Origin of the sequence: Pseudoalteromonas undina, assembly GCF_000238275.3 — a bacterium.
In the GTDB taxonomy this organism is placed as follows: domain Bacteria; phylum Pseudomonadota; class Gammaproteobacteria; order Enterobacterales; family Alteromonadaceae; genus Pseudoalteromonas; species Pseudoalteromonas undina.
In genome coordinates, this window is record NZ_AHCF03000004.1 from 501,559 (window position 1) to 514,410 (window position 12,852).

Genomic DNA, 12,852 nt, shown 5'->3' on the forward strand with positions numbered 1-12,852 from the left:
TTTTTAGCATACTATGCAAATTATCTAAAATTAATTCAGCGTGCGATGTTTTGCATAACTACTCAATAATAGACAAGATATTCAGATTGAAAAAGGGTTTACAATGAGCACACAATTTCAAGCATTTAAAGATAAAGTTGAACACTGTTTATGTGCACCTGGCGACGGTGTTTTTACGGTCAATACGGCTAAAGAACGCAAAGCAGCGCTTAGAAATAAATTATATGGGCAAACTGAAAATGTCGATGTTTTATGGCGTGACTCACTTAACGAGCTACCTAATTCACCACATAAAGCAGTAATGCTAGGCATTAGCTCTGATTGCGGTGGTGGGATTTTACGTGGCGCTAACTGGGGGCCTTTATTTTTACGCTCAGCATTGATTGATCAACAAACACAGTGTCGTTCGTTTGATTTAGGTGATGTACGTGTAATACCGCATTTATTACACGATAAGTATTTAAATGAGGCCACTATCACTAATTGCCAAAAGGCCCTATACGGAAATGACAATAACGATCATTATGTAAGCCCATTGTCTATTACTGAAGATGTGTGTGATAGCTTTTATGCGACATTCCAAGACAAAGGTATTTTTGGTATTGGCGGCGACCACTCAATTAGCTACCCGTTAACAAAAGCGTATTTAAAAGCAAAACGCGAGCAAGGTAAACGTACGGCAATTATTCACTTTGATGCTCACACCGACTTACTCGTAGAGCGTTTGGGCATTGACTTATGTTTTGGCTCTTGGTGCACACATATTTTAGAATTCTTACCAGCGCCGCATCATTTAATTCAATTTGGTATTCGCTCAAGTGGCAAGCCTAAATCACATTGGGAAAGTACTTTTGGCGTAAAACAACATTGGGCTGCTGAAATTATAGAGCGTGGCGCAGCTGCGGTTGCGGCTGATGTTATTGCGCAATTAAAAGCAGACAAGGTCGATGAAGTGTATGTAAGCTTTGATATTGATGCCCTCGATGCCGAATTTGCATCAGCAACAGGTACACCCGAAGAAAATGGCTTAACGCCACAACACGCACTTGATATTTTGTCAGCGATTGCTGATGAATTCCCTATAACGGGGGCTGATATGATGGAGATAGCTCCGTTTACTGACAGCTCTTTAGTGGGTCAATCAAGCTCTGAGACGACACTGAGAGAAGGCGCTAAAATCTCAGCGTTTTTAATTAACGCAATGAACCGCTAATTTCAAAAGCTAAAAATTGGCTATTTGCAAATAACCCGCTATATTTAATTGGCTTTTATTGAAAAGTGACGTCTTAAATTTAATAGAGCGGGTTATTGTGATTAAGTGGTGTTTTGTATTATTACTCATTGTAAGCCAACACTGCGCAGCTAAACTCACTGTTGTAACAGAGAATTTTGCACCTGCGCAGTATCTTGATGCGAACAACAATTTAGTCGGTGATGCTGCCGATATAGTACGATTAGTGCTTGATAATGCTGGGATTGATTATTCAATTTCAGTAAACGATTGGAGCATGACTTATAATATTGCATTAAGAGATCCTCAAACCTGTATCTTCTCTATTTCTCGCTCACCTGAGCGTGAGAGTAGCTTTGTTTGGTTTGCTAAATTAGCTCAATTTGATACTAACTTCTACTCACTTAAGAGCAAAGGCATTGTGCTAACAAGCCTTGATCAGGCGAAGCAATATAGAATTGCAGTATTAAAAGATAATTACAGCCACCACTATTTACTCTCCCAAGGCTTTAAAGAAAACGAAAATTTAATGCTTTTTAATAGCTTTGATAATATTTTTAAAATAATTAGAGCGCGAAGTTCCAGCATTGATTTGGTTGTAATACCTGCACAGAGAATAAATCATGAACAGTCCCACTTATTAAATGAACTACAGCTCGAGCCATTAATGCCCATCAACGTCAGCCAAGCTCCCTTATATTTTGCGTGTAACAAAAACCTACCTAATAAATTAAAGCAGCAACTTAGCACGGCCTTTGCTTTGTATGAATCGCAACTATAAATATTAAAATATTAAGAAAATAATATTATATAAATATCAATTGCCCTGTTTATAAAAGCGGCTATAATCCAGCTGCTTTTGCTAATAAAAGCGATTATTTTGGAGTTATAAATGGGTGATTTAATCGGGATTGCATTATTAATCTTGATGAGTGCGTTATTTGCGATGTCAGAAATTTCGATTGCCGCTTCACGCAAAATAAAGTTAAGAGTTATGGCCGACGAAGGAAATGTGCAAGCGCTGGCGGTTTTAAAGCTGCAAGAGCAGCCCGGTGCTTTTTTTGCCATGATCCAAATTACGCTCAATGCGATTGCCATATTAGGTGGGATTGTTGGTGAGCAGGCATTATCGCCTTACGTGCAAGAAATACTGCAATTATTTTATCAGGGGCCGTTACTTGGTCAAATTAGCTTTTTACTGTCGTTTTTAATTATTACCTCATTATTTATATTATTTGCTGATTTGCTCCCAAAGCGATTAGCAATGATTTTACCTGAAGCTGTTGCTGTGCGTGTAGTTACAATTATGCGATGGGTGACTTTCGCGCTAACACCATTGGTATTATTTTTTAACGGCTTAACCAACATCGTATTGCGGGTGTTTAAAGTACCCAGTGAGCGTGAGGATATTGTTACTACTGAAGATATTGTTGCCATGATGGATGCTGGTGCTGAGTATGGCAGCCTTCAACAGCAGGAATATGACTTAATTGGTAATGTATTTGATTTAGAAGCGCGCTTTTTATCAAGCGTGATGTCGCCACGTGAGCAAATAGTTTACTTCGACATTGATGAGTCGAGTGAAGATATAGCCAATAAAATTATTGAGCATCCACATAATCACTTTTTAGTGTGTAAAGGCAACCTTGATAAGTTAATTGGCTCGGTTGAGTCAAAAGATATTTTACGCCAAGTGCTTAAAGGTGAGGCGGCAAACATTAATGCGGGTATGCTAGATAAAGATATTTTTTACTTACCAGAAACACTGAGCTTATCTGAATCGCTAAATGCGTTTAAAACTGCGGTTCACCCTTTTGCTGTGGTGGTCAATGAATATGCGCTAGTGGTTGGAATCGTGACAGTTAAAGATTTAATGAAAGGCTTTATGGGTGATTTAATCACGCATCAAAGTGAGGAGCTAATCATTGAGCGTGATGCTAACTCTTGGTTGGTCGATGGTTTAACACCTATTGTTGAATTAGCCAAAGTACTGGAAATAGATGAGTTTCCAGATCAAAACCATTATGAAACGGTCGCCGGGTATTTAATTTACACCATGAAGCATATTCCTAAACGTGCAGAATTTATTGTATTTTCAGGCTTTAAATTTGAAGTAGTGGATGTAGAAGGCATTCGTATTGAGCAGTTACTCGTCTCTAGGATGAACCCTGAGAGCGAGTAACAGTCGCTAAAATTAAATAATTGATTAACGGCAGTCAATGTATTTGCATTGGCTGCCTTTTTTATGGAGGTCACTGATATAGTTTAACTATTGTTTGAGTTAATTTTGTGACAACTATAATCAATTGTAAAAATGTGTAAATGTTGCCCATTAGCTATTTTTAATTGTTGTACTATAGTTTAGAATGATCGTTCATTCTAAACTAAAAGGTATTTAACATGCAGCGTTCCCGCATCGCTTTTTTTGTATTTTCAGCCCTCGTTGGTTCTGTTGCTTTAAGTGGATGTGATCAGGTAGCTGAGCAACCTAAGGCTTCTGCTCCTGCAGCAACACCCGTTGGTGTTGTCACATTAAACAGCCAAGCAATTACACTTAAAAAAGAATTACCTGGTCGTGTAAGTGCGTTTCAAATTGCTGAAATTCGTCCTCAGGTAAGTGGAATTGTGCAATCACGCTTATTTGAAGAGGGGACTCAGGTTGAGAAAGGCCAAGCACTTTACCAAATTAATCCCGATATTTTTGAAGCCGAATTAGCAGCCAGCAGAGCGGCGGTTGCTCGCGCAGAAGCCAGTATAGCCAGTAGTAAATCTAAAGCGTCGCGTTATAAAGAATTATTAGCAATTAAAGCTGTAAGCCAGCAAGATTTTGACGAAGCCGATGCAGCTTCTAAGCAAGCCTCTGCAGAATTATTAACGGCACAAGCGCAATTAAAAAGTGCGCAAATCAACCTTGATTATAGCCATGTTTCTTCGCCAATTAGCGGCCAAATTAGTAAATCAAGCGTTACTGTAGGTGCATTAGTTAGCGCAGGTCAAACAAGCGCGCTGGCAACAGTTACACAGCTTGATCCTATCTATGTAGATTTAACCCAATCAAGTAATGAGTTAACTAAACTCAAAAGAGCGCTGGCATCAGGTGCTTTAGGTGTCGACTCTACAACACAAACCGATGTAGAACTAATAATGGAAGATGGCTCAGTATATCCTCATAAAGGTACATTACAGTTCTCTGAAGTAACGGTTGATCCTAGTACTGGGTCAGTGACTTTACGTGCTAAATTTCCAAACCCTGAAAAGCTATTACTACCAGGTATGTATGTGCGTGCTGAGGTGGTTGAAGGTGTTAAGTCAGACGCAATATTAGCTCCTCAACGTGGTGTGAGCCGTAATACCAAAGGTGAACCTACAGCTATGGTTGTTAGCAAAAACAATACAGTTGAAAGCCGTGTATTAAAAGTAGAGCGTACTTTAGGCGCAAATTGGTTGGTGAGCGAAGGCTTAGCCGATGGCGACCAATTGATTGTGGAAGGGCTACAAAAGATTCGCCCAGGTGCACCAGTTACGGCAACCGCTGCACAGTCTTCTGCAAATAACAGCCAATAACGGAGAGTTTTATGTCACGATTTTTTATCGATAGGCCTATTTTTGCTTGGGTATTGGCAATTGTTGTTATGCTTGCGGGTATTATTGCCGTTAAAAGCCTACCCGTTGCCCAATATCCGTCTATTGCGCCGCCAGCGGTTACCATTACAGCTAACTATCCTGGTGCATCTGCACGTACTTTAGAAGACTCGGTGACTCAGGTTATTGAGCAAAAAATGAAAGGCTTAGATGGCTTGTTATATATGTCATCAACCTCACAGTCGAGCGGATCAGCAACACTGACGCTAACATTTGATGCCGAGACCGATCCAGACATTGCCCAAGTACAAGTGCAAAATAAGTTAGCGACCGCTACGCCATTATTGCCTGAAGAAGTACAGCGCCAAGGTGTGGTAGTGGCCAAATCATCATCAAGCTTTTTACTGGTTGTTGGTTTTGTGTCGCAAGATGGCAGTATGACTAATATTGATATTGGAGACTATGTATCGTCGAATGTGCAAGACATTGTGTCGCGTGTAGACGGTGTAGGTGAAGTGGAGCTGTTTGGCTCTCAATATGCAATGCGTATTTGGCTCGATCCGGCTAAATTACAAAACTATAAGCTAACCCCTAGCGATGTATCAGCAGCAATTAAAGCACAAAATGCACAGGTGTCAGCAGGTCAGCTAGGTGGTATGCCGTCACTTGCTGGACAGCAGCTTAATGCGACTGTCACTGCGCAAAGTCGATTACAAAAACCAGAGCAGTTCAGAGATATTTTAGTAAAAACTAACAGCGATGGTTCGGTTGTTCGCTTACAAGATGTTGCCGAAGTTGAACTGGGCGGTGAAAGCTACGGTGTGGTTGCTCGTTTTAATGGTAAACCAGCATCGGGACTCGGTGTAAAGTTAGCCAGTGGCGCTAATGCACTTGATACCGCACAAGGAGTAAAGGATGCACTTGAAGAGCTTAAGCCTTTCTTCCCACAAGGGCTTGAAGCGGTTGTGCCTTATGACACGACTCCCTTTGTTGCACTTTCAATTGAAAAAGTAGTACATACTTTAATAGAAGCCGTAGTACTAGTGTTTGTTGTTATGTACTTATTTTTACAAAACTTTAGAGCAACTATTATCCCGACTATAGCCGTTCCTGTGGTACTGCTAGGTACGTTTGGCGTTCTATTTACCTTTGGGTATTCAATTAATACGCTCACTATGTTTGCGATGGTATTGGCCATTGGTTTGCTGGTAGATGATGCGATAGTGGTAGTTGAAAACGTAGAACGTTTAATGACTGAAGAAAAACTCTCTGCAGTCGAAGCAACTCGAAAGTCTATGGACGAAATTAAGGGCGCGCTTGTGGGTATTGCCATGGTGCTGTCGGCGGTATTTATTCCTATGGCATTCTTTAGTGGCTCTACAGGGGTTATTTACCGTCAGTTCTCTATAACGCTGGTAACAGCAATGGGGTTATCGGTATTAGTGGCGCTTATTTTAACACCTGCACTGTGTGCTACGTTATTAAAACCGAGTCATGTGCATACTGATGGTAGCTTTATAGGTCGTTTTTTCTCAGGCTTCAACCGTGGTTTTGATAAAACTAATAGAGGTGCACAAGGCTTTGTTGGGCGAATGATCAAACACTCTAAACGTTATTTGCTTAGTTATGTTTTGATTGTCGGTGGTATGGTCACTATTTTTTCAAGCTTACCCACCGCGTTCTTACCGGACGAAGACCAAGGTATTTTGTTTAGCCAAGTAATGCTGCCAGCAGGTTCTACAACAGAGCAAACGCTTGAAGTGGTTAAAAAAGTAGAAAACCACTATTTAGAAGAACAATCTGAAGCTGTTGCATCAATTTTCACGGTTACCGGCTTTAGCTTTGCAGGCTCAGGACAAAACTCAGCCATTGGCTTTGTGAGCTTAAAGCACTGGGATGAGCGCCAACGTGACGACTTATCAGTGGGAGCGGTTGCAGGAAAAGGCATGGGCTATTTTTCAACGATAAAAGAGGCGCTTGTGTTTGCATTCCCACCTCCGGCAATTATTGAACTTGGCACTGCAAACGGCTTTAATATGTTTTTACAAGACCGGGTTGGTTTAGGTCATGACGAGCTATTAAAGGCGCGTAATCAGTTATTGGGTATGGCTAGTCAAAGTCCAATACTGGCAGGTGTTCGTCCAAACGGGCAAGAAGATATGCCTGAATTACAACTGGATATTGATCTTGCAAAAGCAGAAGCCCTTGGTGTATCACAAGGTGATATTAACAGTACGCTTTCTACTGCTTGGGGTAGTAGTTATGTGAACGATTTTATCGACCGTGGCCGTGTTAAAAAGGTATATCTGCAAAGTAAGGCCGATGCGCGCATGGTGCCTGAAGATCTCAATAAATGGTATGTGCGAAATAAAAGCGGCGACATGGTGCCATTCTCAGCGTTTGCTAGTTCATATTGGTCATATGGTTCGCCTCGTTTAGAGCGCTATAACGGCTTTTCAGCTATGGAAATTCAAGGTAGTGCTGCGCCTGGTTACAGTACAGGTGAGGCTATGGATGAAATGGAGCGCTTAGTTAAGCAGTTACCTAATGGGATTTCCTCTGAATGGACTGGTATTTCATTCCAAGAACGTTCGAGTGGTGGTCAAGCGCCGCTTCTTTATGGTCTTTCACTATTATTTGTATTTTTGTGTTTAGCAGCACTTTATGAAAGTTGGTCTATCCCATTTGCAGTAATGATGATTGTACCTCTGGGTATATTGGGGGCTGTTATGGCTGCTTTCTTAGGTAACTTATCAAATGATATTTACCTTCAAGTTGGCTTATTAACCACCATAGGGCTTGCCTCTAAAAATGCGATATTAATTGTTGAATTTGCTACTCATAAAATGGATGAAGGCTTAAGTTTGGTAGATTCAGCTATTGCAGCTGTACGACTTCGTTTACGTCCTATTTTAATGACCTCAATGGCATTTATCTGTGGTGTTTTACCGCTTGCAATAGCCTCGAGTGCAGGCTCTGGTGCTCAAAACGCCTTAGGTATTTCAATTATAGGCGGAACACTTGCTGCTTCATCACTGGTGGTGATTTTTGTACCGTTGTTTTTTGTTTTAGTACGTAGACTGTTTTCAGGTAAAGCTAAAACCACCTCGCAGGAGGAAGTTTAATGAGTGTAAGAACAATTAGTTTTAGTGCTTTAACTTTAGCCATTTTATCTGGATGTCAGTTAGCTCCTCAGCAAGAAACACTTAATTTACCTGTCCCTGATGCGTATGCATCAGAGGCAGGCAAAGGACAAGTTTCGTCACTAAAATGGCAGCAGTTTTTTAATGATGAAAAGCTCAAAGCACTGATATCATTAAGCCTCGAGCACAATAAAGACCTGCAAATAGCAGCACTTAATGTGCAACGAGTGCGTGGTTTATATCAGATCGAAGATTCAGCGCTATATCCTTCGCTTGATTTCAATGCATCAGGCAGTCGTCAGCGCTTGCCAGCTAATTTATCAGCCAGCAGTCAGCCTCAAATTAGCTCCCAATACAGCGCAACTGTGGGTATGACCGCTTATGAGTTAGATTTATGGGGCAAAGTGCGTAATCAATCAGAGCAAGCATTACAAACGCTTTACTCTACGCAGCTTAGTGAATATAGCATGCAGGTATCGTTAATTTCTGAGCTGGCAAATGCGTGGCTTAATTATGCGACCGATCAGCAATTACTTGCTTTAGCTCAAGAGACATTGTCATCGCAGCAAGCTTCTTTATCTTTAACGCAAAAAAGTGTTGATTTAGGTGCGGCCTCTGAAATTACCCTAGAGCAATTAAAAAGTACCGTAGCTACTGCAAAGGTTGATATTGCAAAGTATAAGCGTTTATTAAAACGTGATAAAAATGCGCTTGATTTATTAGTAGGTAATCCGGTGGGGCAGGACTTACTACCGACTAAAGAGTTGAACTCATTACTTGATTTACCCGCTGTTCCTGTCGGCCTTCCGTCTGATTTACTAACACAGCGTCCTGATATAAAAGCGGCCGAGCACCAATTATTTGCCGCAAATGCCAATATAGGGATTGCTCGTGCAGCGTTTTACCCAAGTATTAGTTTAACAGCCAATGCAGGAACAGCATCACGTGATTTAAGTAATTTATTTGATGCAGGGTCAGGTACGTGGAGTTTTATGCCGTCGGTAAATTTGCCTATTTTTAATATGGGACGTAACCAAGCTAATTTAGATGTCGCTAATGCAGAGCAACAAGTTGCTGTAGCAACGTATCAGCAAAAAATTCAGCAAGCGTTTCGTGAAGTTGCAGACGTGCTTGCTGATAGAGAAGGTTACAACGCGCAATTAAGTGCACTTGAACAGCTACTACAAAGCCGAAAAATAACCTATGACTTGTCACAGGCGCGATACGATAAAGGGGTCGATAGCTTTTTACAAGTGCTTGATGCTCAGCGAACTTGGTATAGCGCAAAGCAACAACTGATTACCGGTCAACAAGCTTTGCTTGCAAGTCAAATTAACTTGTACAAAGCCGTTGGTGGTGGATGGGAAGTAACTACCGATCAAAGTAATTAGTATGCATTAAACCAGTGAGTTATGGCTGGTTTATCTGTAGTAAAGTAATACCGTTTAACGTTTATCTTTTTATTATCAAGGGTAAACGTTAAACATTTCGAGTCTAGTGACTCGATAATGGAGTTTCGAATGAATTCTAAAAATAAAAAACACCTTGATCCGGTGCAAGCACAAGCGCGTCGTGAACAGGTATTAACAGCGGCTGCTGATTGTTTTCATCGCAAAGGTTACCATGGCGCAGGTATGGCTGAAATAGCAAGAACAGCAGGCATGAGTGCAGGCCATATTTATAATTATTTTGATAGTAAAGAAGCAATAATCGAAAGTATTATTGAAAAAGATATGGAAGAAATGTTCTCCATATTTCAAGAGTTTGAAGATCAACCTGGTGATATTTTAACAGTATTACTTGATGGTCTACATCATGGCGTACAGCGTCATATGGACACGGGCGCCTGCGTTATTGACCTAGATATGATGGCAGAGGCTAGTAGAAACAAAAAAGTTGCTTTACTACTACGTGAGGCTGATACGCAAGCACGTAACAGAATGCGGGATTTATTAGTGAGTGAAAGTAGTTTAATAAAATCACATTCAGAACAAGAATTAGAGAGCCGTATTAATGTGATTTTTTCAGTGATGGCAGGATTGTTATTACGAAAAATGCTGTTTCCTGAGTTAACAGAAGAAACCGTGCTTATTGCACTGCGTCCAGCGATGAAAACATTACTTATGCCATTTGATAAAAATTAGAATAAGAATGAGCAGAGGAAAATTAGGCTAACCTTTTTGTGGGTTAGCCTAAATGTTATTCATTAATAACGTTCTATTGACCATTGCAGAGCGATTAGAGCAATCAAGATTGAACCTGAAGGCATTAACCACTTTTGATACCAATTATAGTTTCTTAGGTAAATAAGTATTGGTAAACTGAGACACAAAATACTCAGTTGACCCAATTCAACACCGAGGTTAAAAGCAATAATACTTAGCAGCTGGTAGTCTTCTGACAAGCCTAGTTCACCGAGGACACTTGCAAATCCCATCCCATGAAGTAATCCAAAACCAAAAGTAAGCCAGCCTAAACGTATTACGACGGGCCAAACATTATTAAGTGCTGCAAACAATACTGACACTGCAATTCCTAATTCTACCCAGCGACTATTTGGGGAGACAAGGTTCATAGCTGTGGCTGTAAGCGTAATAGAGTGTGCCAGTGTGAACGCGGTGACTATCCATGCAGTGTGTTTTATGATTTTTATTTTAGAGCTACTTCTTTGCCATGTTTTATCTCGTCTTACCAACACGCAAGTAAGTAACAATACAATTAAAAATAAAATATGGTCTATACCAATCCAAATATGTAACACGCCTTGGTAAACATATTGATTGAAGGTTTCTAGGTAGCTTGTTTGTTCAAAATTAAATGCTTGTTTTTGGTTATGATAGTCAAATACACGCGACACACCGTTGATGTTAACGATAGATTTATGGCTAGCATCGCGGTTAAAAAAAGCTGAGTATGTAAGTAAGGTTGTAGTGTTATTATCGCAATAAAAGCGAATAGGAATTTGCAAATAAGGTTGATTAAAGTGAGTATCGAGCTTAAACGGGCCTTCATTATTTAAAAGGCAGGCTTTTAAGTCTTGGGTAAAACTTATGTTTTGTTCAACAAATTGAGTAAGTGAGCTACGTTTTGCTTTTATTTCGGCCCATGTAATTTGCCCATCGTTGTTTAAATCAAGTGCTACTGCATGTTCCAAGTCAGCGATACTGATTTGCCAGTGACCAATATATTGCGTTTTATCTATATTGTTATTTAACACGATATAACTGGTACTTAACTGGTGTGCAAAGCCATTGTTTGTAAAAGCGAACAAACATAAAGCGAAAAAACATAGATAAGTTGATCTCATAGCTTACCTCGTGGCATAGCTTGTGCATCTTTAAGTAACTGCTGATCCATACTCATCTTTGCTTGTTGCCAATTAATGTTTGCCCAGTACAATGCTTTGTCGGGGTTTGGCTGAATATTAATGTAATATTTAGCTAGATCACTGGCGTGGAAAGTATCTTGGCGAATTTCGCGTAAAGAGACTCTTTCAGCCATCATTTTTTGCCATTTTTGCCCGTGTGTTTTTAGATCTTTTTCTGCAATAGCTAGCCTAAGCAACAGCGCATCCTCTAAATTAGTATTATCGTCAATCAATGCGCTTAGGCTGTTAATAATATGCTCAGAGTTATTAAGTCTAAGCTGAATATCAGCCCATAAAACAACAAGGCTCACAGGCATATTCGATAATTTTATATGATTAATATGAGAGAGTGCTTTTTTATAGTGACCCATTCGGTAACTCATTTCACTTAACACATGCTTGGTTGCAAGATTTGTTTCTTTGTTATCAACTATTTTTAATAGCGATTGATAGCTTTGTTGAACATTTTTGTGTTGGCTTTGTATATCAAGCACACAGGTACTTGCAGTGAGGGTACTTACCAAACCAATTAAAGATATACAGTGTTTTGTTGCTGCTTCAAAACGCCCTTGCGTCATAAAAATATTTGCTAGTAGTAAATGGCTATTAACATGGTTAGGATCGTCATCTATTGCCTCTTTTGCAATATTTATGGTTTGCTCGAATAAATGTTCTTTTTGTAATATACGTGCATACAGATAGCTTACTTCTGAAGTGGGGTTTTCCTGATATAGCTTTACCAAATGTGTTTTAAGGACCCCTTGTAACCGCTCAGATTGGCCTGAGAATTGACTGTTGTCGAGTAAGTTCTTTATCTCTTCAACAGAAAGAGATGCTTTTAATTTAGTGTTACTAGTTGCAATAACTGCATCATCCTTTGGTACAAAAGGTGCGCCTTGTAGAGTGAGCGGCATTAAAAAGACAGCGATAAAAGTGAATGGCAAATATAAAGGTAAGTGCATTATTTTCTCCTAAAAGTTAGCCTTCCTTGGCTAGTCAGTTGATTGATTAATTTCCGTTTGCTGAAATCAGATCACCAACATCAGTATCTGTATTGGTAAATACTCTACCATTCACAGACAATGGCTCAGCCGTAGGCTGTTGATTTAAAGCATCCGTGGCAAACTGTGCAAATTCAACTTGCAACGCTTCAATAGTGATGCTCACAGTGGCGTTTACTTGTGAACTTATGCCATCGCTTACGCCAAACATAAAGCTGTCTGTACCTGTTGTCTCTTTATTAGGGGTGTAAGTAAAACTACCATCGCTATTTACTTCAACAACACCTAACGTAGGCTCACTTGATAGTGAGTAACTTAATGTGTCGCCATCTATATCAGTGGCTCTGAGCATATCAGAGATACTGACCTCTGTTTGAGTGGTGAGTATTACATCACTTGCTGAGGGCGCAGAGTTGGTTATAGTTGGTGATTTATTTTTGTCGTCATCGTTACTGCATGCTGCCATAATCAGGCTTACAGATAGTATACAGACATGACGTAAATTTAGATTATGCATTAGTTCACTCC

General features: G+C 40.0%; 10 protein-coding genes. 7 read left to right on the top strand and 3 right to left on the bottom strand.

Translation table 11 applies throughout. The annotated features are described in order from the left end of the window. The first annotated feature begins 103 nt into the window (after positions 1-103). From PUND_RS17145 to PUND_RS17175, 7 genes are all read left to right on the top strand, one after another. Positions 104-1,213 (top strand): arginase family protein, encoded by a 1,110-nt coding sequence (locus PUND_RS17145; protein ID WP_010389087.1) that lies wholly within the window; start codon positions 104-106, stop codon positions 1,211-1,213. A gap of 58 nt (positions 1,214-1,271) precedes the next feature. Beyond that, complete coding sequence (locus tag PUND_RS17150; protein ID WP_240539520.1) at positions 1,272-2,012, top strand: substrate-binding periplasmic protein; 741 nt, start codon at positions 1,272-1,274, stop codon at positions 2,010-2,012. A gap of 111 nt (positions 2,013-2,123) precedes the next feature. Further along, the gene (gene paeA / locus PUND_RS17155) at positions 2,124-3,413 is read left to right on the top strand and encodes a polyamine export protein PaeA (protein ID WP_010389082.1); all 1,290 of its coding nucleotides are present in this window, start codon (positions 2,124-2,126) and stop codon (positions 3,411-3,413) included. A 218-nt stretch (positions 3,414-3,631) separates the two neighbouring features. After that, positions 3,632-4,795 (top strand): efflux RND transporter periplasmic adaptor subunit, encoded by a 1,164-nt coding sequence (locus PUND_RS17160; protein ID WP_010389081.1) that lies wholly within the window; start codon positions 3,632-3,634, stop codon positions 4,793-4,795. An 11-nt stretch (positions 4,796-4,806) separates the two neighbouring features. After that, positions 4,807-7,938, top strand: a complete 3,132-nt coding sequence (locus tag PUND_RS17165) for an efflux RND transporter permease subunit (protein ID WP_010389078.1) — start codon at positions 4,807-4,809, stop codon at positions 7,936-7,938. Then, a complete protein-coding gene (locus PUND_RS17170) occupies positions 7,938-9,347 on the top strand; it encodes an efflux transporter outer membrane subunit (RefSeq protein WP_010389075.1) in 1,410 nt (469 codons plus the stop codon). Before PUND_RS17165 ends, PUND_RS17170 begins: the two co-directional genes overlap by 1 nt. Before the next feature lie 129 nt (positions 9,348-9,476). Continuing rightward, positions 9,477-10,100, top strand: coding sequence for a TetR/AcrR family transcriptional regulator (locus tag PUND_RS17175; protein WP_010389073.1), 624 nt, complete (start codon positions 9,477-9,479; stop codon positions 10,098-10,100). A 62-nt stretch (positions 10,101-10,162) separates the two neighbouring features. Here the strand turns inward: PUND_RS17175 and PUND_RS17180 are convergent, their stop codons facing one another. From PUND_RS17180 to PUND_RS17190, 3 genes are read right to left on the bottom strand one after another with little or no spacing between them, the layout of a single operon-like run. Then, positions 10,163-11,263 (bottom strand): HupE/UreJ family protein, encoded by a 1,101-nt coding sequence (locus PUND_RS17180; protein ID WP_010389071.1) that lies wholly within the window; start codon positions 11,261-11,263, stop codon positions 10,163-10,165. Further along, the gene (locus tag PUND_RS17185) at positions 11,260-12,285 is read right to left on the bottom strand and encodes a tetratricopeptide repeat protein (protein WP_010389068.1); all 1,026 of its coding nucleotides are present in this window, start codon (positions 12,283-12,285) and stop codon (positions 11,260-11,262) included. Before PUND_RS17185 ends, PUND_RS17180 begins: the two co-directional genes overlap by 4 nt. A gap of 46 nt (positions 12,286-12,331) precedes the next feature. Then, a complete protein-coding gene (locus tag PUND_RS17190) occupies positions 12,332-12,841 on the bottom strand; it encodes an Ig-like domain-containing protein (RefSeq protein WP_010389066.1) in 510 nt (169 codons plus the stop codon). Between the last annotated feature and the right edge of the window lie 11 nt (positions 12,842-12,852).